General features: G+C 58.4%; 18 protein-coding genes. 3 read left to right on the top strand and 15 right to left on the bottom strand.

Translation table 11 applies throughout. The annotated features are described in order from the left end of the window. Positions 1 to 92 precede the first annotated feature (92 nt). The 10 genes from N2603_RS37490 to N2603_RS37445 form a co-directional block, all read right to left on the bottom strand. Complete coding sequence (locus tag N2603_RS37490; protein WP_260424348.1) at positions 93 to 1,670, bottom strand: class I adenylate-forming enzyme family protein; 1,578 nt, start codon at positions 1,668 to 1,670, stop codon at positions 93 to 95. Positions 1,671 to 1,829: 159 nt separating this feature from the next. Continuing rightward, positions 1,830 to 2,093, bottom strand: a complete 264-nt coding sequence (locus N2603_RS37485; protein ID WP_260386117.1) for a hypothetical protein — start codon at positions 2,091 to 2,093, stop codon at positions 1,830 to 1,832. Positions 2,094 to 3,033: 940 nt separating this feature from the next. Next, positions 3,034 to 4,158: a M20 family metallopeptidase gene (locus N2603_RS37480; protein WP_260386116.1), complete on the bottom strand. Its 1,125-nt coding sequence runs from the start codon at positions 4,156 to 4,158 to the stop codon at positions 3,034 to 3,036. Between the two features lie 756 nt (positions 4,159 to 4,914). Continuing rightward, positions 4,915 to 5,103, bottom strand: a complete 189-nt coding sequence (locus N2603_RS37475; protein WP_311741571.1) for a flavin reductase — start codon at positions 5,101 to 5,103, stop codon at positions 4,915 to 4,917. A gap of 400 nt (positions 5,104 to 5,503) precedes the next feature. Then, positions 5,504 to 5,689, bottom strand: coding sequence for a hypothetical protein (locus N2603_RS37470; protein ID WP_260386115.1), 186 nt, complete (start codon positions 5,687 to 5,689; stop codon positions 5,504 to 5,506). 252 nt (positions 5,690 to 5,941) lie between these two features. After that, positions 5,942 to 6,955: an anthranilate phosphoribosyltransferase gene (gene trpD, locus N2603_RS37465; RefSeq protein WP_260386114.1), complete on the bottom strand. Its 1,014-nt coding sequence runs from the start codon at positions 6,953 to 6,955 to the stop codon at positions 5,942 to 5,944. A gap of 487 nt (positions 6,956 to 7,442) precedes the next feature. Then, a complete protein-coding gene (locus tag N2603_RS37460) occupies positions 7,443 to 9,050 on the bottom strand; it encodes an acyl-CoA carboxylase subunit beta (RefSeq protein ID WP_260386113.1) in 1,608 nt (535 codons plus the stop codon). A gap of 1 nt (position 9,051) precedes the next feature. Further along, positions 9,052 to 9,555, bottom strand: coding sequence for an acyl-CoA carboxylase biotin carboxyl carrier protein subunit (locus tag N2603_RS37455; RefSeq protein ID WP_260386112.1), 504 nt, complete (start codon positions 9,553 to 9,555; stop codon positions 9,052 to 9,054). Between the two features lies 1 nt (position 9,556). Further along, positions 9,557 to 11,026 (bottom strand): acetyl-CoA carboxylase biotin carboxylase subunit, encoded by a 1,470-nt coding sequence (locus tag N2603_RS37450; protein ID WP_260386111.1) that lies wholly within the window; start codon positions 11,024 to 11,026, stop codon positions 9,557 to 9,559. A gap of 1,436 nt (positions 11,027 to 12,462) precedes the next feature. Beyond that, positions 12,463 to 12,813 carry a hypothetical protein gene (locus tag N2603_RS37445; RefSeq protein ID WP_260386110.1) on the bottom strand — a complete coding sequence of 117 codons (351 nt, stop codon included), beginning with the start codon at positions 12,811 to 12,813 and terminating at the stop codon, positions 12,463 to 12,465. 2,045 nt (positions 12,814 to 14,858) lie between these two features. Between N2603_RS37445 and N2603_RS45025 the strand changes: the two genes are divergently transcribed. Both N2603_RS45025 and N2603_RS37440 read left to right on the top strand, forming a co-directional pair. Further along, complete coding sequence (locus tag N2603_RS45025) at positions 14,859 to 15,077, top strand: DUF7694 domain-containing protein (RefSeq protein WP_051380690.1); 219 nt, start codon at positions 14,859 to 14,861, stop codon at positions 15,075 to 15,077. Positions 15,078 to 16,166: 1,089 nt separating this feature from the next. After that, positions 16,167 to 16,688, top strand: coding sequence for a YopT-type cysteine protease domain-containing protein (locus N2603_RS37440; RefSeq protein ID WP_260386109.1), 522 nt, complete (start codon positions 16,167 to 16,169; stop codon positions 16,686 to 16,688). Between the two features lie 1,105 nt (positions 16,689 to 17,793). Here N2603_RS37440 and N2603_RS37435 read toward each other — a convergent pair. The 4 genes from N2603_RS37435 to N2603_RS37420 form a co-directional block, all read right to left on the bottom strand. Beyond that, positions 17,794 to 17,940, bottom strand: a complete 147-nt coding sequence (locus N2603_RS37435; RefSeq protein ID WP_260386108.1) for a hypothetical protein — start codon at positions 17,938 to 17,940, stop codon at positions 17,794 to 17,796. Between the two features lie 582 nt (positions 17,941 to 18,522). Beyond that, the gene (locus N2603_RS37430; RefSeq protein WP_260386107.1) at positions 18,523 to 20,067 is read right to left on the bottom strand and encodes an acyl-CoA dehydrogenase family protein; all 1,545 of its coding nucleotides are present in this window, start codon (positions 20,065 to 20,067) and stop codon (positions 18,523 to 18,525) included. A gap of 1,021 nt (positions 20,068 to 21,088) precedes the next feature. Continuing rightward, positions 21,089 to 22,729 carry a chaperonin GroEL gene (gene groL / locus N2603_RS37425; RefSeq protein WP_260386106.1) on the bottom strand — a complete coding sequence of 547 codons (1,641 nt, stop codon included), beginning with the start codon at positions 22,727 to 22,729 and terminating at the stop codon, positions 21,089 to 21,091. A gap of 84 nt (positions 22,730 to 22,813) precedes the next feature. Continuing rightward, positions 22,814 to 23,128, bottom strand: coding sequence for a co-chaperone GroES (locus tag N2603_RS37420; RefSeq protein WP_260386105.1), 315 nt, complete (start codon positions 23,126 to 23,128; stop codon positions 22,814 to 22,816). A 760-nt stretch (positions 23,129 to 23,888) separates the two neighbouring features. Here N2603_RS37420 and N2603_RS37415 point away from each other — a divergent pair. After that, the gene (locus N2603_RS37415; protein ID WP_197960309.1) at positions 23,889 to 24,536 is read left to right on the top strand and encodes an FkbM family methyltransferase; all 648 of its coding nucleotides are present in this window, start codon (positions 23,889 to 23,891) and stop codon (positions 24,534 to 24,536) included. A 680-nt stretch (positions 24,537 to 25,216) separates the two neighbouring features. Here the strand turns inward: N2603_RS37415 and N2603_RS37410 are convergent. Continuing rightward, complete coding sequence (locus tag N2603_RS37410; protein ID WP_260386104.1) at positions 25,217 to 25,576, bottom strand: hypothetical protein; 360 nt, start codon at positions 25,574 to 25,576, stop codon at positions 25,217 to 25,219. Positions 25,577 to 25,868 lie beyond the last annotated feature (292 nt).

Below are 25,868 nucleotides of genomic sequence, written 5' to 3'. Positions count from 1 at the left end.
GCGATCAGACAGGGATCGTCATGCGAGCAATGTTGAACTTGCTGCGCCGTCGTGAGGCACTGAGCGAAGGTTGATTTTGCGCCGTCTCGATGTCACCTGCGATGTAGAGCACGGCCCGCCTCCGTTCTGCCGATCTCAATTGATAGCTCCTTTCGGGCTGATCGCGTGGCGATTTCCTTCAGCAAAAAATGCTGGATCTTGCCCAACGCGGTTTTCGGTAGCTCTTGTGTGAAAATGATCTCGCGCGGCACCTTAAAACGGGCGAGCTGTGACTGGACATGTGCCGTCAGCGCTTCCGCCTCGACCCGGGCCCCCGGTCGCTTGACCACATAGGCGACGGGTACTTCTTCCCACCGCGCATCAGGTCGACCGACCACGGCGCATTCCGCGACATCCGGATGGTCCGTAAGCACACGCTCTACTTCTGCCGGATAGATATTCTCTCCGCCTGAAATGATCAGGTTTTTCTTGCGGTCGTGGACCCAAATATATCCATCTGCGTCGCAGCGGCCAATGTCCCCAGTGTGATACCAACCATTGTTCAGAGCCTCACGCGATGCCTGTTGATTGCCCCAATATCCGCAGAAAACGTTGGGCCCACGGACTGCGATTTCGCCAGGGGTGCCGGGCGGCAACTTGCTGCCCGAATCATCGATGATCGCCGCTTCGCAGCAGAGACCTGCCAAGCCGCTTGAGCCCTCAGGCACGGGATTTGCGCCGAGCTTCGTATACACAGCGATCGGGCAGGTCTCCGTCGAACCGTAAACCTGTAGGACTGGGACGCCGCGCGCGACAAAGCGCTCGACAAGGTGCTGAGGCACCATCGTCGATCCGGTACAGATTGCTCTGAGCGAGGATAGGTCGGTGCTTTCCCATCGACCATTGCTGGCCAGGGCTTGCATCATGGCTGGCACCAGGGCTGCCAGGCTCGGCCGGTCATGTTCGAACGCATCAAGCACCGTCTCCGCCCCAAAGCGGGTGTGGATACTCACCGTCGCGCCGTGATGCAAACTCGGCGTCGTCTGGATGTTCAAGCCCCCGACGTGGAAGAACGGCAAAACAGCCAGCGTGTGATCAGCCGAGGTGAGGTCATGCATGTGCTGACTCATGATGCCGTTCCACAGCAACGCTTCCTGACGCAGCACGGCGCCTTTCGGTCGCCCTGTGGTGCCCGAAGTATAGACGATCAGAAGCGGGCAAGACGGCTCCGCGCGAGGATTGCGTCCGTCACCACAGTCTCCGTCCAAGAGATCGTCCAACTTGCAGCCGCCGAGAGGCGTAAAATCCAACCCGACAAGAGAGGCACGGGGTACTTGCTTCGTCAGGACAGGCAAAGCTGCGCCGAAGCACTGCTCAAGAACGAGCACTTTTGCCCCCGAGTCTGACAAAATGAAAAGGTGCTCGGCGGCCGCAAGACGCCAATTCAATGGTACGAGGATTGCGCCGAGCCTCGCGCACGCATAGAGCAGCGCCAGATAATCAGGCCTGTTGAGGCTGAGGATCGCGATCCGGTCTCCCCTTTGGACGCCGAGCTGGCTCTTGAAGGCGCGAGCGATCCGCTCGATCCGCCGATTGAGGCTGGCGTAGCTGAGACTTTTCCCTTCGAAATGGATCGCAGTTTTGCCGGGAGTATACGCAGCGTTTCGCTCGATCAGTGTGCAGAGATCCAACTTGTTATCCATGAGCCTCTGGCCCGCACGTTACGTTTGTCCCGATGCGCTTCAGCCGCAACCCGGAATTGCTCGGCGAGGCTCCGATCACATGCTTCGGTTGGCCTTTGTACAGGCTATGAGCACACGGCCTAGGCCGGACAGGGTTCTTGATGGATGTCATGGGTTGCGAACAATGGATATTGCTTGAGAGATCTCGGGCGATTGATCACTCACTCTGTTCAGCTCGGCGTCGGTCGTGTGCATCTGTCGGTAGTGATAGGCACACCACGAAGACAGTTTCTTGCCGCGTCTTTGATATACAGGCTCGCCGCACATATAGGCCGCTCTGGCATCTCCATCTTTGAAGCCGATGATGCAACGGCATTGGCCTTCAATATGGTCGATTAACAGGACCTTCTTGACGTCGTCGGGCTCTTTCAACTTGCTGCTCCAGAATGCCAAGCAATATCTCCGATGCCGGGTGGTTGCGCGGAGCGACACTTGCAGCTCAGGCTCTTTGAAAACCAACGCAGGCCCGCCGTTTGCCTTGCCAGCCATGGAAAAGCAGTTTGAACAGAGCGGAAAGCCGGTTCGGCCAACTGATTTTGGCGCGGTGTCGCACCAGAGGAGAGGTTTGGTTCAGATCCAGGAAGCAGCGCCCGTCGGCAGGGGCTTCGGATGGAGGTCTAGGTCTATCAATTCCGACCTCAACGCCTGTCTGGTGGCCCGGCCCAGGACAGCCACATAGTCTCGGTTCCGGAATGCCGAACGATTCAAAGCTACGTGCGAGCGGTAGCTCCACAACCGGCGCTCGCTGCATAGCCCTTCCGACCGACCCCGCATCGGGGACGAGGATCATGACCGACCATCGGGGCTCGGATCTGACCAGCTGAGACATGCTCAATCCTTCACAATCCCGGCGGCAGACCGAGATAGGTGCTAACCAGGACCGTACAGCTTAACGTTACGTCAGATTCAAGCCCTTTTTGGCAGCCTGTGAAAATGGCCGCCGGCCGGTGTGCTGTCGCAAGCATTCAGCGCTGCGATGCGAGCCCAGAAAGTTCGTCTCCCGTCGAGATCAGGGTCGCTGCCAAATGAGCGCATTGTCGGAAACGCTCGCCCTTCCGCGACCAGGCGCTCGCTGCCCTTGCAGCCGATTGCGCGCCTGAAGTGCACTGCGCCGTCATTGAATAGCTCAGTCACTTCTATCTGGCGCCGACCGTGGGATGCCAAATGCGGCCGACCGATAGTTGTCGATGAGGTCGGCCTGATAGGGGCACCAGCCTATAGCCCTTGCGGCGTTCGAGAAATGATTCGGCGAATGTGCCGGCGGGCGTCATCCAACGTCCGTCGCGGTCACTGCCTTCGCCTGGTCCTGGGATTATCGCAGTGTCTGATAGAGGCGGTACAGCAGCCGCGCGCGAGGTCCAATCGACGAGATGTAGAGTTGCTCATAATGCGTATGCGCGCCCTTGCCATCGACGCCAAGGCCGTCAAGGGTCGCGGTATGCGGCGCGGTGAAATTGCTATCGGAACCGCCGCCGCTGAACGCATCGAGCAGCTCGAATCCAAGCTCGGCAGCAAGCTTTTTGGCGTGTGCGTAAAGCGCGGCGCCGGCGCTGGTCTTCTCATATGGCGGACGGTTCAATTCGCCTGATACCTTCACCTTGACGCCCTCGGTGCGCGAGCTGATGCCCAGAATCTTCGGCACCAGCTCCTCGGCATGGGCCATGGTCGGGACGCGCATGTCGACTTGCGCATAGGCCAATTCCGCGATCACGTTTGGCCTGGTGCCGCCGCGGACGACGCCGACATTGACGGTGATACCGCGCGTGAGATCGTTCATCGCCTCCAGCGTCTGGATCACATGGCCGAGTTCCCGAATCGCGCTGCGGCCGTCCTCGGGGCGCGTGCCGGCATGCGCGGGCGCGCCCTTGATGAATACCTCGAAGCGCGCAACGCCCTTGCGCCCGGTGATGACCTTGCCGCCGTCGCGCGCCGGTTCGGTCACGAGCACGTATTTGGCTCTGCGGCCCTCGGCCTCGATCAGCGCACGCGAGGTTGGGCTGCCAATCTCTTCGTCCGAGACGTAGAGCTGGGTGATGCCGAGCGGCGGGCGTGCGTCATCGGCGCAGATCTGCCGGAATGCGTGATAGGCGAGGTAGGCGCCGCCCTTCATGTCGTAGATGCCGGGACCGAACGCACTGTCGTCCTCGATCTTGAATGGTAGCCGTTCGATGGATCCCATCGGATGGACGGTGTCGAGATGGCTCAAGACCAGAATTCCCGGTACGCCCCGCCCCCAAGAAGAGCGGATGACCAAATGATCGCCGCAGCCGTCACGCCCCGCAACGCGCTCGACGCTGGCCGGCAGGTCGCGATAGCCTGCTGCGACGACATCAGCCAGCTTGTTGATCTGATCCGGCCGCTCCGTCGGAGATTCGATCACGACCCAGCGGCGAATGCCCTCAAGAATCGGGGCGATTTGGAACGGGTTGCTGGACATCTGACGCCCTTGAATTCGATTGTCATTGCTTCTGCAAGATGATGACATCATCTCTCACATCAGAATCGAGGCCGAACATCTAGAGAGTCACCAACCGTTGTGACCCAGGCGAGCCTCCGGATCCGATCTTGCTGCGGCAACGATGTACGCGCCTGTCGATTCTAACTGAGCTACCAAAGCTGGTAGTTTTCGACGGGATTATGCGGCCCCAAGAAGAAGGCCTTCTGGAGTTGGCCGTTCTGGTCCTGCGACATCGGCGAAAATCGCATTGGCCTGACCACCCCCACGCGTCCCAATGCGGGAGGTCGCCGCCCAGCGCCAGCATAGCACGAGCGGCGAAGCGCCAAAAAAATCGCCGGAGCTGAGGGACCTCTCAGTACGAGCTCTAATCTGTGAAATAGTTGCAGCCCGGTCGATTGTTCGATGACTGTCGCTGGAAGCGATCAGGAATCGAGGCCATTCATCGTTCTGCTCTCCCATCTGCGCAACCCGCGCTCAGTCAAGCAGTAGGGTTGAAGCGCGCCCGCAAGTTGATCAATGGATTGCAACGGCCTCGTCGGGTCGCGATAATTCGGTCCGATAAAGATGGTATGGGTGCCAAGCACCTTGTGATCATACAAAACGCATTCGAGCGCGCAAAATGCGTTCGGCAATAGCGGTACGTTGAGAACGCCTTGATTCTAGGGCGCTGTATCGAAGCGGTGAACGCCTTGGGGCCCCTCCCGACCGCCAAAATGCAGGGCAAGGTCTTCCTGGTCACTGCGGAGAAGACTGACTCGAAAGCTGCCGCTGGCGAGGATCATGTGCCTGGGAGCAGGCATCGATACCAACGACCAGGCACGGCGTCTCCATGCAGATAGACGTCACAGAACTCACCGTCAGTCCACGTCGTCCGGCCGTCGTTCCGGTCGTCACGATGGCGACGCCGCTCGCCAAATTACGCATGACCTGACGGAACTCTGCCGCTTGGATAGACGGCATTTCAAACTGGTGACTCATGATCTGCCTCTGGAGTTGTACTCGATTCCGACTTTGATCCGTATTGGGCGGCCTGTAATAAGGTACCCGGTGTCGGAAATTACGTGACGAGCAAGCTCAGATCGAGCTCGGGTATGATTTCGATGTCCTTTGGATTAGCTACAATCATGACCAGACCGACCCGCAGTATCTCGCCTTGTTACTGGCGATTGCAGCGGCGAGTTTCAATAGAGTGCCATAGAGTTGTGGTCGCGATCCGACCAGCGGGGCTGGAACCTCGCTGGGCCGTCGTGGGGAGAGGATGGCCGATTGCGGTACCGGCGCGCGCCTGCCAGAGTTTCTCCGCATGTAGATGGCATCGGCGCACCTAAAGCGCCTTTAGGAGAATACGTTTTTTTGCCTCGATAAGATGCTTATCCAGCGTCGCGTGCAGCGCACCCCGCAACTCCGGCGGGATCGAGCTATCTGTATCGATCAATTCCCGGAACTTCCGAATGATGTGTTCTAACACTGCAATAGATCCTTGTGTTTCAATCTTCAGCCAGGACATCATCGATTCTCTCCTTTGCGCGCAGCCGCTTCGTCGTGGGTCCTCACCGCGGCAATCCTGGCTGCAACAGGCTCTCGTCGATAAAAAAGTTGGCGCTCGGGCCGCGTGCTCAGCGCGAAATTGCTGCGGTGAGGGCGAGCGCAGGCGGCGTAGCTCCTTGAAATCCAGCAGAAGTGAGGCGCATTCGCGCCTGCAATACTTTCGCGCTCGTGAGCAGCAGACTTGGTCGGACTCGAACATCGGCCAGCTCGGCTGTCACGCGTTCGAAACCGCGATCAGGCGCTTCAGTCGAGCGGCTGCGGCGCCGCCATCAAGTGCTTCTTGTCCAAGTGCTACGCCTTCCTGCAAGGTCGAGGCCCGGCCGGCCACGACCAATGCCGCCGCCGCGTTCAAAAGCGCGGCGTTGCGAAATCGACCTGGTTCGCCATCAAGCACATTTTGCAGAGCAACGGCATTGGCCTCGGCATCGCTGTTCTCCAGCGCGTCGTTGCGGCAGCGGGAGAGCCCTGCTTCTTCCGGCGTCACTTCGAAGGTGCGGACTATACCCGCCTCAAGCGCAGCAACAAGGGTTGGACCCGTAATGGTTATTTCGTCGAGCCCGTCCGAGCCATGAACAACCCATACCGATTCGGCACCAAGGTTCTTCAAGACGTACGCCAGAGGCTCGACCCATTCGGGAGAGAATACCCCAACGATCTGCCGCTTGACCCTGGCCGGATTGGATAGAGGCTCGATTAGATTAAAGATCGTGTGGGTTCCAAGTGCGGTCCGGATCTGGCCGACGCGCTGCATCGCCGGATAACGGGCTAACGCAAACATGAAGCCGATTTTGGCTTCCTGTACACAACGTGCAATAGCTTCAGGTTTGAGATCGACCTTCACGCCGAGGCGCGCCAACACGTCTGCGGCGCTTGAACCCGAAGGTGCAGCGCGGTTGGCATGCTTGGCGACAGGAATGCCGACCCCGGCGACGATGAAGGAAGCACACGTCGACACGTTGACCGAACATATAGGGGTGTCGCTCGTGCCGACGATACCGACGGGGTCGCATGCCGCCTCCACGCGCGGCACTCTATTCCGCATCGCGGAGGCGGCGCCGGTGACTTCTTCGACCGTCTCGCCCCGGACCCGCATCCCCATCAACAAGCCACCGATTTGCGAGGGAGTCGCGTGCCCCGACATCATGCTGTCGAAGGCAGACGCAGTTTCCTCGCGCGTCAGAGTGGCGCCGGTGGCAACTTTGCCGATGATCGATCTAAGCTCTTCCATCGAACTTTACTTGTCCAAACTCTCGATCTCTTCCGCGACGCTTAAGGCAGCAGTCGGTTGAGTGTGGGCGCCCTTGGCGAGGCTACAACCTGACGCTACGTGAGGGTCAAGCTCTCCTTTTCGTGGTGCCGTCGAGAGGAGATCGTCGGCCAGTTAGAACGCTGTAGTTTCTTGCCAGGACCGATGGCACTGTCTCGCGCCCGCTTGCCGCGTCCGCAGCGGCCTCTTTACCGCGGTGTTCCGGCCGGATCACCGCATCCTTCAAACCCTTTTAGCTTTCGGGCGCCGCCGTCGTGGAGCATTGAAGCGGCTTCCTCTACCTGCTTCGCGAGTGATGGTGCTGGGAGATGGAGCCCGATCTCAGCTGGGCTCTACAAAAGAACTCCACCTGATTGTAAATGAGGGTGCGCAGCAGAGCCTTCATAGAGCGATAGACGCGTCCCGTTGATCCGGCCGCATGAGGCGGTGAGACGTGTTCGGTCCTGCCTTACAGTCGGAATACGCCGTACTGCGGCGCATCGATCGGCGCATTGAGCGAAGCACTCAATGCGACTGCGAGGGCAGTTCTGGTATCGACAGGATCGAGAATGCCGTCGTCCCAGATTTCCGAGGTCGCATAATAGGCACTTGACCTCTCGCGATATTCTTCAAGAATTGGTGCTCGAATGGCTGCCAATTCCTGCTCCGAGAGGCGCCCTCCGGCGCGAGCCAATTGTCTCGCCTTGACGTGGGTGAGAACTCCGGCGGCCTGCTCGGCGCCCATCGCAGATATCTGAGAATTCGGCCAGCTGAACACGAATCGAGGGTCAAACGCGCGTCCCGACATGGCGTAAGTTCCTGCGCCGTGCGAGCTATTGCAAATGATCGTAAACTTCGGCACGGACGCTCCGGACACCGCCATGATCAGCTTGGCGCCGTCCTTGGTGATCCCACGTCGTTCATATTCGCGCCCAACCATAAAGCCAGTTACGTTCTGCAGGAAGAGCAGGGGCGTCCGGTTCTTGTCGCACAATTGAATGAAATGAGCCCCCTTTAGCGCGCTGTCGCCGAACAGCACGCCATTATTGGCAAGGATCCCGATTTGATATCCATGAAGTCGCGCAAGGCCGCACACGAGTGATGTCGCATAGCGCGGCTGGTATTCTTGAAATCGGCTGCCATCGACCAGACGAGCGATGATCTCACGCATGTCGAACTGCGCTCGCGAGTCCTTTGGAATGATGCCGTAGAGTTCGGACGCACTATAGGCGGGCGGCTCGGAGGCCACTCGATCGATCGAGGTCTTCGCCGGTTGGTGGAAGCGAGCAACGACGTCGCGGGCAATCGCAATCGCATGGATTTCGGAGCTTGCGAAGTAATCACAGGTACTCGACACGCTGGTATGCATGAGGGCGCCGCCAAGTTCGTCGGCGGACACTTGTTCACCGGTGGCAGCCTTCACGACTGGAGGGCCCCCGAGAAAAATCGCTCCAGTGCCTTCGACAATAATGTTATATTCACTAAGCGCAGGGACGTAGGCCCCTGCCGCGGTGCAGTGGCCCATGACGATGGCGACCTGCGGCACCCCCATCTTCGAGAGAACGGATTGATTGCGGAGAATTCGACCGGCATGGTAGCGATCAGCAAAGAATTCCGCCTGCAAAGGCAGGAATCCGCCGGCGCAGTCGCACAGGTGAACCACCGGCAGACGGTTCTCGATGGCTATATCCAGTGTCCGCACGATCTTCTTGACCGAGAGTGGATACCATGCGCCGCTCTTCACGCTGGCATCGTCGGCGTGAACAATAATCTCTCGCCCCGCCACAATGCCGATGCCGACAACCTGGGCCGCGCCGGGCACCTCGCCGTCGTATGCCTTGTTAGCCGCCAGCGTCGAAAGCTCTAGGAATGGAGTTTCCGGATCGAGCAGGGCCGCGAGCCGCTCACGAACAAACAGTTTATTCTGCCGACGTAGCCGCTCGAAGTCCCGCTCAGGCCTGTGGAAGCGGGCAACACGTTGGCGCTCCTTCAATTCGGCGGCAAGTTGTCTGTTGTGCAGGTCGTTGCGACGAAAATCCTGCGAGTTCACGTTCGCCACGGAACCGATCCGCTGCATTTCAGCGCCCTTCTTTAGAAAGCGTGACCAGCACAGCGTCGTGCTCGAAGCTCTCACCTTCCTTGACGTGAATTCGATCGACGATGCCACCCTGTGGTGAGCGTATGATCGTTTCCAGCTTCATGCTTTCAATCCGCATCAGTGCCATTCCCGCCGAGACCAATTGACCAGACGAAACTGTGACCGCAACAACAAAGCCAGGCATCGGCGCCCGGGCCACCAGGGCGTGAGTCTCGCTGTTCTTGGATGCGCACGCTCGCAACGGGTCATTGTAGCGCAAAATGCGCGTCCTGCCGCGGATGTGGAGGTGAATGAGATCCCCCTCGATGGCGAACCTGACGGGTTCGCTCTGGCCCGCAATGGTCAAGATGCCGCTACTCTCATTGCAATGGGTGAGCGCGACAGGGGCAATTACCTGGTCCCGGAGATGGAGCCGGTAGCCCTGCTGGCTGGGTGAAAGCCACAATTCATGATCCACGCCGTCGACCTCGAATGAGTGATGCACGTCAATTTCTCCAACTACCGAGCGCTGCGTGAAGCTCGGGCACGGCATCGGCCGACTCGCGGACCGGTCTTGTCAGAAGAGCCGCAGATGCCAGGAACGCAGAGGTTTCCGCAGCAAAGTTGCCGGCTGCGAGATGTGGGTTTTCTTCTAGGTATCCAGTATGGAACTGACCGCCAAGAAATGCCTCGTCGCGAAGAATCCGGGCGAGCAAGCTCGCGTTGGTCTCGCACCCAAGTAGAACCAGTTCGCGAACGGCGCGATGGGCTTTCAGCGCAGCCTCTATACGGCTCGGTGAATGCACGATGATCTTGGCGAGCATGGAATCGAATGCCGGCGTTATGTGCTGGCCTTGCATGATGCCGCTGTCGATTCGTACGCCATCCGGATATTCGATATGAAGTACTTTGCCGGTGGTCGGGACGTATCCGCGTTCGGGAGCCTCCGCGCAAAGCCTGAGCTCGATTGCATGCCCCTTTGAAACAATGTCGGACTGCGAAAGTGCAAGTTTTCGGCCCGCTGCCGCATAGAGTTGTTCGGCGATCAGATCGACGCCGGTGATCATCTCGGTCACCGGATGTTCGACCTGAAGGCGTGTATTCATTTCCAGAAAGTAGAACTCTCCGCCGCTGAAAATGAACTCGACCGTTCCTGCATTCTGATAGTTCGCTGCACGCGCGATGCCGACGGCGGTTTCGCAAATCCGGGTCCGCAATTCTGGTGATAGCGCTGGCGAGGGCGTTTCCTCGATGATCTTCTGGAAACGGCGCTGCACCGAACATTCGCGCTCGAAGAGATGGACCAGGTTACCGAAGGAGTCACCGAGCACCTGTACTTCAATATGTCGCGGGTTTTCGATATATCGTTCAACGTAAAGTCGGCCATCTCCAAAGTAGCGACGCGCTTCACCGCTCGCCTGCTCAATGGCTGCCTCCAACGTAGCGGGGTCGCGTACAATCCGCATTGCCTTGCCGCCACCGCCACCTGATGGCTTCACGAGCAAAGGAACTCCAATGGCCCGCGCTCTCGAAACGAATGTGGCCGGATCATCTTCCTCGATGGCGCACGGTGCGACTGGAAAGCCATTGCCTTGGACGAAATTACGGGCGCGGATCTTATCGCCCATTAGCTCGATAGTTTCTGGAGCGGGTCCGATGAATACGATGCCGGCCTTTATCACTCTACTGGCGAATTCCGCATTCTCGGAAAGCATTCCATAACCCGGATGTATCGCGCCGGCGTTCGCCTTGTGGGCGGCAGCAATGATCTGCTCAATATCCAGATAGCCTGCGATCGGCGTGCGGCCGCTGATCGGAATAGCCAAGTCGGCCATTGAGACGGCCGGGGTTCCCGCGTCAACCTCATGGTAAGCAATTGCAGAACGAAGCCCAAGCTTGGTCAAGGTTTTGATGATACGAGCGGCTATCTCACCCCTGTTGGCGATCAGAACGGTATCGAAGGGTAATTTATGCATTCGCCCATCCGAACAAGCGCGATTGAACCAGAGCGTCGGTCAATTGTAGGCGGCCATGCTCGTCACCTGACCTCAGGTGACCGTCCTGCAGGTCAGGCTGGGGCCACTTCTGTGGATGAGGCAAACGAACAGGCCGGCACATCTTCACTTCGAGTCGCTGCTCTTCTTGCCAGTGTCTCGCACGGAGATCACGTAGCGACATTGCTGACTGAGGCTCGCTTGCCTGGATCTGAGGCAGGCAGTGATGGCGGTGGGATCTGGTATGTGGCTGCTACAAAGGCGGAACACGTCCTCCATGCAAGCCTCTTTCTCCTCTGCGGTCGGCGCTTGATCGCGCGCGTTGAGCAGCGTGGGCATTAGAGCTGTCATTGCGACGGCAAGCGCGACGACGCAGTAGTTGAGTTTGAGGCGCGAAGGCAGCTGAGTTCGTTGATTTTGAGCCATGATATTCCTTTAGGTCGGAGGGCTACGGTATTGTTCTTCCTGCGCGAAGCGCCAACATGACCTGTCAGCCGCGAAACAGGCCGGAACTGCTTAAGTGCGGTGCCGGCAAGCTCGTCCTTTCATTTTTGCGGTCTGACCCTACGGTGCTGGTCATCTGTCCGGCATGACGAAACGACACCTGCTAGTGGCGGAGCTCCGCGAAGAGAGGAAGCACTGGCGGGTAAGCTGGCCAAACAAGTGATCATTTCGGAGCTTCCGGTGATTGTGCGGTTGGTGCCTGCTTGGATGTCGCGAGGTATTGCTTGGGCGGGACATGTGCTTAGGTGCTCTGGCTCAGCCTACTCGCCAGCCGACTAATGATGCCGTAGCAGGCGCGACGCCGGGTTGAAGTGGCCCGGGCCGCGAGGCAGAGAGATCAGGCAAAAGCTAGGTCCGCTCAAGCCATTGTTGATGATGCATTCGATCGTGCAGAGCGAACCATGATGGCGCGCGCCCAGACCGTTTGGTATATCCGCACCTGTGTTCCGCGTGATGTGAAGACGTTGGGCAGGGTATCTGGGGCGGAGCCTCAGTCTTGCGTCGTTCCGGTGAGGCTACGGTGGTGGAAGCGCCTGCCGTGCAGACCTCGAAACGTGCGATTTCGTCCAGCCGCGATAGGAGCAGCTCCGACAAAGCGCGGACAAGGATGCGCCTGGAGAATCTTGTCATCCTGATCGAGCTGCGCCAGGTGAGTTTAGATGTTTGAAACATTCGCAATTCTTATGATGTGTCCGGACCACCTGGATTGTCGGGCGTGGTTCCAACTTGTCCAGGATCGTACAATCTAACGCTACGTGCGATTCAAGCCCTTTGTGCATCCCATCGTCTGAGGAGGTCGGGGCTGTGCATTCTTCGTACGAGCCTCGGCTGCAAGGCGCGTTTTGGTGCTTCAGAATTGCCTCTGTCCATGGCGATCGTCCGCGTGTGTTCAACCGAGGCGACGAGCGTCGCTGTTACGTGATTATACGGAGCGCCGGTGTCGCATTTCTTTGATCTGCGAATTGCATGCTCTCGGCATGAATCCGAAAAGTAAACTCTACCAGCCCGACCACTGGCGAGGCCGCGCGGAAGCAACGCGCAAGAAAGCGGAAGCGCTCGCTGACGGAAAAGCCAAGGACAGGCTGCTTAAAATTGCCGTGGAATACGACATGCTGGCTCGGCGTGCCCACGTGTGGCAGATGCACAAAAACGAGGACGATACGTGGCCTGAGGAAGAGCTGTAAAACATCGCTGCGGATCATCAAAAAGGCCCTAGCCTGTTGATCGCTACCCGGCGCAATAGCCGCGCAAATGTCGCTCAGCAAGCAGGTCAGTTCTTGGAAGAGACTTTGAGGGGCACCGTAGGGCGAGGGATCCTGACGCTCCTGTGGCGCGCTCCAGATCGCGATACGTAGGTGAAGGCGGAGCAGGCCGCCTGCCCAACGCTCCTTCAGGTCTACTCGGTTAGTCAGCTTCTCGAAAGCTAATCCTGATATCACGAACGTGCGAAATCCTAGACGTCAATTTGCAGTCACTGCGTCGCAACTAATGCGGAAGCCCGGATGACATCTACGCGCGGACATGTTGAGCCGTGACAGGTCAGTGTTTGGCACTTCGTTGCGGCTGCAATGGCATATCGGTTTCGCCAATTCGAGATATCGGCGGTATGCCTCAATATTCCTTTGCGTTCGTCGGAGGGGTGGAGTTCCAGGTAGTCGCGCGAAGTGTGGATTGGAATCAAGTCCGTGAACGAGGTCTCCACCTCCGATTGATGGTGCGCATAAGGTGCGGCCGCGACACGCGAGAGGCGTCGGTAAGCTCCGCGCGCCTTGCCATCCGCGAGATTAGAAGAGCGCTGAAATGATCCAGTAGATAGCGGCCCAAAGCAGCGCATTTATGAGGAGTGCGGCCAGCGGCCAAAGGTTCCACCTCCTTTGCACCAGCCGAGAGCGACAATTGGCGCCGTAATGCTTGCCCGTTGGTTGCTTTGGTGCGCGCCAATGCGTCATTTCATCAGACGTCGCGCTGGTCCACAGAAAAATGCCAGGCTTTGCATGCCTCGTACCACTCATAGGTTCGCGGTCCTCTTTCATAAGGCGAGTATCAGAATTGTCTGCGCGCGGCGAGCATCCGGCCGATGATATGCTCGTGTATCGTCGGTGCATTGAAGGTCGCGTTCCGTTGCCACAGCAATCTACATGCCACGACGGAAAAGTGTCGGCACCGCTTTTGATGCATACGAAAGCGCGTCTGTCGGGCGTTGGCGACACCAAGCCGCTGTCCAAGGTCGGATTCGCGACGTCCATGTCTGAAAGAAAACACCCACATTAGCAGCAAAAGCGCGAGCACGTCGCCGGGCGTCATCCCCTGAACAATGCGTTAGGAGTTGCATCGTAGTAACGCTGGAAAGACGGCCGACGGTCGCACCCATTGAGACCGACTAATCATTGTTTCTGACCGTCACCTTACGAGGGGACACCGAGATGGCAGGCGAATCGCTGGATGTTATCAGCGCGAAAACAGTTCACGCCCGGCGTCTGCTGCTCTGGTGCAAGCCCGTTCGAGTTGGCCCGTACAATTCAGTCGTGCTCACGTAGACGGCGCTTGGCACCGTTCAGACTCGTCGAAAGCTGCGAATGGTCAAGTCCCACGATCTCACCAAGCAGGATCGCCGAGAATCATCAACTGGTGCCGGCAGTGGTCTTGCGAGACAACATGGAATGTGGATCTCAAACGCCGCCATAGAAGCATGCCATGATGACGACCAATTCATTGAAGAGGAGATGACGGCGCCAAGAACCGACAAGTTCTTGTGCTCAGAAGGTCACCATGAAACATGAATGGGGCGCTAACGCTTGCTTGAAGAGTGATGGCGGACATTGCTGTTGCTGATGCGCGCTCTGTTCGGCGACGGCCTGCCATCGCGCAGATCGTGCTATCGCGCGTACTCACGCAATCAGTGGCCCCTGAGAGCGATCTTCGTCCACAATGCGAGCGTTAGAGACTCTATAACAGGAGAATGAGTGATGATGGACATCTGCGGCTTTCTCAGATGGTGCACTGAAGTGGGGTACAGGAGCGCTGGGCCGAGGATCGAGCCGGTTGACGAGTTGCGAGACAACGTCATCTGCGTCGAGTTCAAGGCCATCCGAGAGGCAAAGGAGCGGGCGTGCGGGCGCAGGTGATAGAGAAGCTGGAGGCCGGCCGCGTGCAACACGGCCGGTTCGCTACCGTTCCGGGATCAGGCCCTTGCGGCGTGTTCCTTGTGCAGGGGCCTTGCGGGTGTGAACTAAAGATAAGTGGATTCGTCCGTCCTGGGTGGGAGCATGTCGCTGTCTCGACGCCGCGGCGCTGTCCGAATTGGGACGAGATGTGCTTTGTCAAAGACCTGTTCTGGGATGAAGAGGAGTGCGTCATGCAACTGCATCCGCCACATTCGCAGTATGTGAATAACAGCCGATATTGCCTGCACCTGTGGAGACCCACTCATCGCGGCATCCCAATGCCGCCGCCGAGCTTCGTAGGCATCGTTGGTCTAGGGCCATCAGAAGCTGCAATGTTGTTCGCCCAGATGAGCGCGACAGCATGATGAGCTGAGATAAGGATATCCGAGCGGAAGATGAGGCCGAGCTGGTGCAGAAGCGCCGGTTCGGCGCCGCCGGAACGCGCGTCGCAAGCGGATATAATCAGAACCGATCGCCTGTTGCGCTGTGCAAGGGTGCCGAGCCTGAATTCGCTGTTCTCAAGGGAGCTGCTGATAGTGCTCTGATCTGGTTCAAGAGATGTCTCGTATGCGCTTGAGACCTATTATTGTCGAAGGAGCGGATTGGAGTTCGGGTCTTAGCGGCATTCAAACGAGTGTTTGCGGAAGCGTGCTGAGCGTCGGTTCGGCAGCAACAACGACGTCTCCCGGGACAGGCGACTGGTCGCAAGGCAATCACTGAACGATCCGACGAAGCGATTGCTCTTTGGAACGAAATGCATGTGCCGACCGAACGGCATAACGCGAAATAGTGAGACCGAAGCTAAAGCGGCGGCCGAATTCAGTTTGACGAAGGCGCTGCCCAGGCGCCGCCTAGGCCACGAGCCGGGATCCGGTCACCCTGACGGCATCCGGAATTGCTCAAGCTAGGCCTATCGGTCGCTCGGCCAGAGCCGGTCGCTCGGCCAGAGCCGGTCGCTCGTCGGCCACTACCCTCATCTGGAGCGGGGCGGAGAGCAGAGACGGTCGGGGTCGCCGAGTAGCAAACTGGGGCGGTAGCTTCTTCAATCCCATTTGGTTGTCAGCTCGTCGTCAGCTTGCCGCAATAGCATTCACGAGGGCTTAAGCAGCCCACCCTCGCTCTGAAGACACGTACGATGAAGAGGCAGGCGAGCCGCCATGTATAATCGAGTTAGTGGTCAATCCACACGCTCTGATCAAGCTAACGAACCGAGTCAGCCGGCAGACAGCAGCGAATTTGAGCAAACACTGATGGATCTCGCTCGACAGGAGAGCCCGTCACCTGGGGAATTGCCCGAGAAAATGGGGCTCTGCTGCAGCAAGCCACATACCTCCGACGCAAACATTTACAGTCCAAGCACCTCAGATTCCAGCATAACCTCTCTGTCCTCCAGCTCAAGTCCATCCTCTCCAGCGAGGCCTATTCCTGCTCTGTTCGATTACAGGACTGCGGAATTGTGCGAGGCCAATGTCAACGGCATCTGCGTCGGATTGGCAGCGGAGTGGATCCGCAATCTCCCAAGCAGTCCTTCATCCCGGATGAGGGCGCTGCGCCCGGGTACTCAAACTCACGGCTCAGCCGCGGTGCTGCAGCAGCGGTATCATGACTTAAGGACGGCGGAAGGTTCTCACAATCGTCATGCAAGAAGCATGATGTTACGCGAAGCCGGCCTAGAGCCGTCCGCCGAACAAACACGATATAGGTTTGGTACATCTTCGCGCATCGACCAGATCGTGAACGAGGTCACCCAGGATCCGTCAGTCTATTTGGTCAGCTTGCGTTTCGTCCAAGGTGACGCCCACATGATCGCAACGTCGACATCGAATGAAGTGACGACCCTCTTTGATCCTAATTATGGAGAGTTTACTGTTCGGCCAGATCAGATGGGTGATTTGTTCAAAAGTCTTGCCGACCGTTACCGCAACCCGCCGAACGGACTTGATATATCGATGGTCGTCACACAAAGGATGAGATGAGTGTTTCGGAGGTTCCGACTGACCTTGCCGATCCCACGCGCGGATTCTTTCGTGATCGATGCCGGACAGCCGCGTCGCGTCCGACAGTGTAACACCACGGCAGAGACAAGACGGATTGGGGCACTCTGAACGTGCGTCCGACGTGGTAGCGTAGCTCACCGCGGCCCTTCGGACGTTAGAGGGGCACGCTCGACGGAAGCTCTCCCGAAGTAGTGCAGCGAGGGGAGAATATTCAGAGAGAGGCTGGCCGGTCACTCAGCTTCATGAACTCCCGCCCTCGCGCGTCAAAGCCTGATGGGCTGCGCTTGCACTCGAGTAGGACCGTTGGCCGCTCGCCACGAGCTCCGCAACCATCCGCGCCCTGTCCTCGTGGCTGCACTTCCGCTGACGTCCGGCTTCTGGTGAAGACCTCAAAACCGGAACCGACGCAGACACTATGCACTGTTCCAAGGCTGATGGTCAAACTTTGCATCGAGCTAGGCTACAAGGTCGTTTGACAATTTACGTCCCGGATAATGCCAGGTGACATGCGGCCCTGGAGCTCCTCGCCGCGGAGCGCGCGCAAGCAGGCTATTAGTTCGATCTGGAAGACGTCGCCCGGTGGTTTAGAGTTGATCCCGGTCTCACACCGGAAGCAGCGCGGGCGCGACTCGGCGCTGGTCGGGCTGGATGGATCAGACGCTGTCCCTGCCCCGCCCGCACTGATTGAAGTTAGCAGAAACGTGACTCGGCGCCCAAAAGCCCCACGCATACACAGGGCAAGCGCTGTCCCTACCACGCGCCGCTAACTTCAACGGCGTTGTACACGGACTAGCTTTCCGAAAGCTGACGAACCCGACGCGGTTCGTAAAACGAAAGCGGCGGGTGTGGGGCGATGCCCTCCTGTCTGGAACGCACGCGTCTGTCCAGCGGACATCCGACTTAAGGGTATGATGCATAAACACAAGCCGATCTCTTCAAAGAGGTCGTGAAACTCGCATATGCCATGTGCCGCGGAAGGTGTCAGCAGAAGCCCATCGATGTCTGCACGGCGCGGCGCCGCGACATCATTCACGAAAGACGATCCATCATCTCTGCTACTTCGATGGCAGCTAGGCCCATCCGATCAAGCGCGAAAAGTGATCCGACAACAGGCCAACGAACGGCTTCCAGACTCCATCGGGGGCTGCGCGGCAAGGCCGATCATCTCGCGCCAGAGATCGGCATCAGAGATCTTCTCCAAGAGCGTGCGCAGGTTCATCATGTCGGTCATGGGTGGTTCCTCCCTTGCGTTGGCGGGCTTACTCATGGCTGATGGGTTCAGCATAGTGGCTTTGCCGCTCTTGTCCGAAACAACAGAAGCCTCGTGGCACTGGCTAAGTTATGGCGGTCATCTCGTTGCGGCATGCGCTTCGGTGCCCCCAATTCCAATGGAGCAAAACAGTACCAGGAATGAAGGGCGCGGAGTTTTTGCGTGTAGGGCGGAGCTTCGGTGGTGCATAGCATTTCTCGGGCAGATTTACGAGAAATGTCGGAACACGCATCCGTCTCGCGCAGTCGCCAGGCGCGAGTATCGACCATGGGAACCACGAAACGGTGGCCGGCCACCATGGATGGGGGAGACGTGCTCAAGTTCATCGAGGCCGCCCGTCCTTGTGGAGCGGCAGCGGGTCGAGGAGCGGTCTCGGGTCCTCCTGAACGCGGCACGCTGCCCCGAGCGAGATTAGGTTAGGCCCTCATAGCAGTGCCTGCGGGATTTAGAGGTGGCCAGTGCTCAGGGATGCTTCGGCTTTCCCGAGTTGCATCGTCGCGCGCGGGACCACCAGGTGGAAAGACGTCCGGCATCCGCCAAATCTCAAACATACTGCACGAGCTTAAGGTAATCGTCTGTGAGAACAGGTGAGCGAATAGAACAAGCCGCGTCTTGAAGGAAGGTGGTCAGAGTCCGACTGGCCCGATACCGGACTTCGACAGATTGCCGTGCCGGCGCGCGAGTACGGAGAGTTGCTAGTTCGGAACTGACCAGGTCAGCCGCTGCTGCGGCGCAATCTGAGACAGAGAAGCAACCAGCAGACACGACAGCGTTTGCCAGTCCCAATGTGGTAAGCCAACCCGCATAGATCAGCACGGCACCGTCTGCCTCATCGAGTCCAGAGAGCTCTTCAATTGCAGCAGCATGGACTGATGCTGCACCAACTGATCGAAAGAGATCGGCTATTTCATCACGGGTGGCTTTAGAGAGGAGGCAGCGGCCGAGATGTGATAAGAGCGCCTCAGTCGGGCCTTCGAAGATGCGAAGGATGCGAGCGTCTCGATAGATTTTGGCCAAAGGCGTTCCCTCATCGTAACCACGGCCACCTAACAGCTGGACGCATTGATCAGCGACAAGGCCACACCACTCCGAGGACAAAACTTTCGTTGCCGACGCAAGGTAAACGTTGGGCGCGCCCTGCGCTGAAACAAATCGGCAGGATGCCGCCAGCATCGCCTTTACGACTTCCCGCCGCAGCACCATCTGCCCAAATAACTGCTCGATGTAGCTGTTCTCGATCATACGCAGTTTACCGAGCCGACGATGGCTTGCATAAGAGGCTGCGAGCTGGATAGCGCGCTCAAGCGCTCCAAGACCCATAGCAGCCACACCGATACGGCCGCGGTTCATACTAGATGACGCCGCGCCCCAGCCGTCTTGATCGCGGGAGAGCACGTAAGCACGCGGCACCTCGACATCCTGGAACTCCAGCGTATTCTGAATAATGCCACGTAGACCGAGTGTGCGATGCTCGTGCGTGACCTTTAGCCCTGGAGCCTGCCTGTCAACGAGTACACCAACGAGCCGACCTTTCGCATCGGGACCAGACGCGCGAGCAAAGCAAACGATCCAGCGAGCCCAGTCAGCCAGGCCGATCCAGATCTTGCGGCCAGAGATCTGAACTTTATCTTCGCTCATGAGAGCCGAAGCTTCTATATGCCTCGGGGCAGAGCCTGCTCCAGGCTCGGTCAAAGCGAACGCGCAGAGATCGCCGCGCGTTGCACCCCAAATGATATGCTTTTGTTCGGGGATGTGCGGTGCCGCTTCGATGCAGGGCAAGGCTAGGAAGTTATGGATCACGAGGGTAGAGGCAGCGGAGACATCGAAGGATGCAGTGGCGGAGATGAGGTCGATAGCCTCTTGCAAGGGAAGAGCTAATCCGCCGTGCTCTCCTGGTGTGGTGAGTCCGAACAGTCCGTGCCTTGCCAAGATGCTGTGTAGGGTTGGAGGGAATGCTCGGCGGTCATCCGCGTCTGCGAAATTCAGCTGACTGAGGTCGGCGATCAAACTGGAGTATAGTGCAGCTGCACGGCTCTCAGCTGTGCGTTCCTGCGCCTCACCGTATTGGGCGTAAACCTGAGTATACATAGCCATAAGGCCCACAATGACCCCGGCCCCGCTTCGTGCCAATTCATCCGCGTGGCTAGCTTGGCTACACATTGGTATAGTGTGGATGCAAGCGCAGTATAAGCACGTTATCAGGACGGGATTTATTGCGGCCACCTTCGCTTCCGGGCCGATCTCAGCACCGATCAGTTCCTCAGTCTTGCAGACGCCCAGGAAACGTGGAGATTTGGCGCAAATTCTACAACAAGAAATGCTCCCAGAGGGCAATCGGCAACAGATCGCCGATTGTGCTGCGAAGCCCACGTGGCGCAACCAGCCCGCCAACGTGTTCAGAGTCGTAAAGCTCGACTTCTGGGTAGTCCAAAGTTCGGTCTCGCTGCATCCTCAAAAGTCATTCCCCGTGATTTGCCTGGCCGTATGCTCAACAGCATCAATTGCGCAACCTGCTGACACACACACTCTCTAAAACAGATATCATGGTAGGACGCTGCGGCGCAGTTCAGGGGCCCGGCAGGCGAAGCGGAGCCCATCCGCGAGGACAAAAAGAAGCGTACACTAAATCATGGCACTTCCGCAGGACATCTTGTGGTTCTTGACAATGAGCATTCTCGCTGAGGGGTTTCAAACAAGCCCTCTGGCCATGAGATGTAAGTGCGAAATTGCAGGAAAGGGCATTTGGGCGCTTGGGACCACGCGTCAGGACAGGAAAGTAGGCAAGAAGGTCGAAAGCGGGTAGACGGCGCCGGATAAGCCCCAGACGAAGTGTTCAAACACTCAGCAGGGCAGCCCGTGAGACTCAAATAGCGACAGGCCCACTTTCCATCGCAATGTTGGACCCGTTTAACTTTGACCGAGGCCCAGTCCCCGCCGAAGGAAAAGTCACAAGCAAATTAGGTCTGGGCCCTAGCGCCGTTCATATGGATAGGCGGACGGGTTGGGCCTTTTGGCGCGGCTTGCAAGGGCTACGTTGCAAGCTCGCCCGAAGCAAAACCCTGGCATTCGTGCCAGGGTTTTGATGTCATCGCCACTTTGAGAGAGCGGATCAAAAGTCCATACCGCCCATGCCGGCGCCTGGAGGCATTGCTGGACCAGGCGCGGCCTTCTTCGGCAGCTCGGCAACCATCGCTTCCGTCGTGATCAGCAGCGCGGCCACCGAGGAGGCGTTCTGGACCGCGATGCGCACGACCTTGGTCGGGTCGATAATGCCCTTGGAGACAAGGTTGCTATACTCGCCTGTCTGCGCATCGAAGCCATAAGAGTACTGCTCGTTGTCGAGGACTTTGCCGACCACGATCGAACCGTCTTCACCGGCGTTGATCGCGATCTGGCGGGCCGGCCAGGACAGCGCCTTGCGCACGATCTCGACGCCGGTCTTCTGGTCGTCGTTCGTGGTGCGCAGACCCTTGAGCTGCTCTGAGGCACGGAGCAGGGCGACGCCGCCGCCCGGCAGGATGCCTTCCTCGACCGCCGCGCGGGTCGCATGCATCGCGTCATCAACGCGATCCTTGCGCTCCTTTACCTCGACCTCGGTCGCGCCGCCGACGCGGATCACCGCGACGCCGCCCGCGAGCTTGGCGAGACGCTCCTGGAGCTTCTCACGGTCGTAGTCCGAGGTGGTCTCCTCGATCTGCGCCTTGATCTGGGCGACGCGCGCGTCGATGTCGGCCTTCTTGCCGGCTCCGTTGACGATCGTGGTGTTCTCCTTGTCGATCATCACCTTCTTGGCGCGACCGAGCATGTTGAGCGTAACGTTCTCGAGCTTGATGCCGAGGTCTTCCGAGATCGCCTGGCCGCCGGTCAGGATCGCGATGTCCTGCAGCATGGCTTTGCGGCGATCGCCGAAGCCCGGAGCCTTGACGGCCGCGACCTTCAGGCCTCCACGCAGGCGGTTGACGACGAGGGTGGCGAGAGCCTCGCCTTCTACGTCCTCGGCGACGATGACCAGCGGCTTGCCGGTCTGCACCACGGCCTCGAGCAGCGGCAGCAGCTCGTTCAGCGAGGAGAGCTTCTTCTCGTTGATGAGGATGTAGGCGTCGTCCATCTCGACGCGCATCTTGTCGGCGTTGGTGACGAAGTAGGGCGAGATGTAGCCGCGGTCGAACTGCATGCCCTCGACCACGTCGAGCTCGGTCGCGAGCGACTTGGCTTCCTCGACGGTGATGACACCCTCGTTGCCGACCTTCTTCATGGCGTCGGCGAGGAACTTGCCGATCTCCTGGTCGCCGTTGGCCGAGATGGTGCCGACCTGGGCGATCTCCTCGTTCGAGGTGACCTTCTTCGAGTTCTTCTCGAGGTCTGCCACCACGGCCTCGACCGCGAGGTCGATACCGCGCTTCAGGTCCATCGGGTTCATGCCGGCGGCAACCGACTTGGCGCCTTCGCGGACAATCGCGGCGGCCAGGACGGTCGCGGTGGTGGTGCCGTCGCCGGCAGCATCCGCGGCCTTCGAAGCCACTTCGCGCACCATTTGGGCGCCCATGTTCTCGAACTTGTCCTCGAGTTCGATGTCCTTGGCGACAGCAACACCGTCCTTGGTGATGCGGGGAGCGCCGAACGACTTGTCGAGCACGACGTTGCGGCCCTTCGGACCGAGCGTGACCTGCACGGCATTGGCGAGGATGTCGACGCCGCGCAGCATGCGGTCCCTCGCGTCTACTCCGAATTTGACTTCTTTGGCTGACATAAAGAATTCCTCAGTTTCTTATTTTCTCATCCTTCAGCACGCCCGGCGGGCGCTCGTCAGGGGGTGAGCTGTGCGAGCGCTGGGTTAGGCCGCATTCTTCTTAGAAAACACATCGGTGAGAACGCCCATGATGTCGCTCTCCTTCATGATCAGCAGGTCCTGGCTGTCGATCTTGACTTCGGTGCCCGACCATTTGCCGAATAGCACGCGATCGCCGACCTCGACGTCGATTGGAATCAGCTTGCCGGTCTCATCGCGGCCGCCCGGGCCAATTGCAATGACTTCGCCCTGCGAGGGCTTTTCCTTGGCTGTGTCGGGAATGATAATGCCGCCAGCGGTCTTCTCATCGGCGTCGATGCGCTTGACCACGACGCGGTCGTGAAGCGGACGGAAATTCATACAAGTCTCCTGAGCGTCTGAACAAGTTGGAGATAGTCAGATTGTGACGAGCCCAATTATAGCAAGAGTCAGGCCAAAAATGAGCTGAACGATCATGCCTGCAGTTCTGCTGAATCGTTGCCTGGTCTGCGCGTGTCTTTGTCCGTAAGTAAACGCCCTCAGGTACACAGCCCGCCAAACTGTTGCGAAAATGACATTGCGTTTCGTCGGAACACCCGGTTGATCCCAGGATTCCTCAACTTGGCGGCCCTTACACCAATCGACGCGCCGCGTATTCGACGGCGGCGGCCTGACTGCACACAATTGGTTCGTCTTACAGCAGCATCTGGTAGTCGGGGAAACGTACGGCGCACAAGATTCATTCGAAGGGCGGGTTCGAACAATATGAGATCCTCGCGCATAATAACAATTATGACGACTATCTAGAGCGCGGGACCTTCAAGAATTGATCTGGACCGAGCTCGATCAGGTCATTGCACGCTGCGGCACGAACACAGCAGAGGCGCGCCATGAGGAAGGCGCACGGCGGTCTCCAGACAGCGAGAGGCAATTTGCATTGCAGGGCAGTCGCTGCACCTATCGGTCCGAGAGGTTTCCCTTTTGATGTCGATGGCATCCAAATAGCCGTCATGGATCAAGGGGACTGAGGGGCATATGAACTATATACGTTGATATACGTTGTGCCGGCGCATCTGGCGTGTGATTGCAGCTTCGAAGTTCGAAATTCACGCGATCTCCGCGCCCAATGGAAAAAGCATCTGTGTCCTCTGTAGAAGTCCACCAGTACATCGTCTCACTTCTTCAGAAGCCGAATCCAGTCATCCTGGATATCGGCTGCAATGACGGGACCGATACGCAACAGTTTCTCAACCTCTGCCCGCAAGCTCAGCTCTACTGCTTTGAGCCGGACCCCAGAGCGATCGCGCGCTTCAAGAAAAAGCTGGGCTCATCCCTCAATAAGGTGAAGCTCCTTGAAATCGCGATCAGTGATCGAAACGGGATGATCGACTTCCATCCAAGCAACGCAGATGGTGATGCGAAGGAATGGGACCTCTCCGGCTCAATACGCCGCCCGAAGAATCATCTTACAGAGTATGATTGGGTCCGATTCGATCGCCCTGTCTCGGTTGAAACGCGGCGGCTGGACGACTGGTGCAGCGAGGTAAAGCTGAACACGGTCGATCTCATCTGGATGGATGTCCAGGGAGCCGAAGCCGATGTTATTACGGGCGGCATGCGGACCTTGAGCAACACGCGCTTCATCTACACGGAATATAGCGACCGTGAGCTCTACGAAGGGCAATTGTCCCTGCAAGCCATTTTGGACCTGCTACCATCATTCGAAGTAGCGGCCCACTATCCACGCACAGTGGAAGGGGATGTATTGCTCAAAAATACGCGCTTCTAGTGGCTGCTCGTATCGAGCGCCTCATTCATCGCTAGAAGACTTGACCAGCGCGCTCCATGCCACCCAAAGCTGCACAACTGGTGGTCATGAAGGCGAGGGATGTCAGTAGCCGAACGGGCACTCCGGTTGCCGGCTGCCATTGCAGACCGCACGGATCAGGTCGGCGTCGGGCGGGTGGTGGATTTCCGACGATCATCTATTTGGCGAGCCGGCCACAAGCGACGACTTCGTGGCCAGCAGGCCGAGCCGTTTCATATACTTGAATCAACACTGGCAGCTGGGGCTCGAAGCGTTAAATCACCTGAACGGCTGCTGTTGGTCTGGACCTCTTGTAAGCTGGTGCACTGCTTCGAATAAATGCCAAAGCAACTGCATGGGTTCTCGTAGTTCCTTGTCTCAACGGGAAACCGAGCTGAAGCATGTGCTCATTCCATGAGGATCGCCGTGAGGCGTCCAACGTAACTGCAGCGGCCGATCTCGCGCCGGATCGGATCAAGACCATCATCGTAATCGCGGTTACTTGCCTGCTCATTTGCCGCAGGCGGAGCCGATCATCGAATCTGCGAGCACGCGCGGCCTATGCGGCCGCGGCGCGATGACGAAGATCGGCGAGAACGTCAGTAAACGCCTCGACGTAATCCGGCGCAATGGCCGAAGTGTCTCCTAGCCGCGCCGCCAAATCACCCGCAATTCCAGATCGGCCCGATCGGGGTCCGCGTCCAGCATGGCCCGAAACTGCCGCCATTGTAGCGGCCGCCGCGGAAGCCGGGTCGGCCGAAATAGTGCCACTCGCCATCCCAACCATAGTACTGAGGAACCGGATCAATATACCAGTGGCGCCGGTCGGCGCGTGAGAGCCGGCGCATCGCGTCCTTCTGCTTGTAGAGCGGAATGCTGTTGCTCAGGGGCTGGCGATAGCCGGGCAGGAAGCCGTAACTTTGCCAGACCGGCTTGGGTCGCTTTTGAGTTGACGCAGCGTTCGCGTCGACGGACAGCAGCGACAGGACGATAGTAGCAGTTAGACACACAAGGCGCGACATGGATCGGCAATAGTCGGTCGGTTGCGCGCAGTCCATTCAAATTTTGGTGCAGAGTCGTGCGCAATCTTGCACAGAATTGTTCTCTTAGCTGATCACGCCCTTCCTGATCGGTAAGCGCGCATATCACGTGCTGTCACCCACCTGCACCACGCCGAAGCCCGAAGCTGTAGCGCGAGAAAATCCGGACCTGAGAGCTTGCGGCGACTGAATGGGCGACCGACCGAGCGCTCGATCTCGGCCAACATCGTGCGTGCGTCCGGGCACACGGTCGAGATCGTCGACCGGCCATCAC

Origin of the sequence: Bradyrhizobium huanghuaihaiense (genome assembly GCF_025200885.1) — a bacterium.
Taxonomy (GTDB): domain Bacteria; phylum Pseudomonadota; class Alphaproteobacteria; order Rhizobiales; family Xanthobacteraceae; genus Bradyrhizobium; species Bradyrhizobium huanghuaihaiense.
Note: the sequence above shows the minus strand (reverse complement) of the source record. Positions and strands in the feature narration are given on the sequence as shown.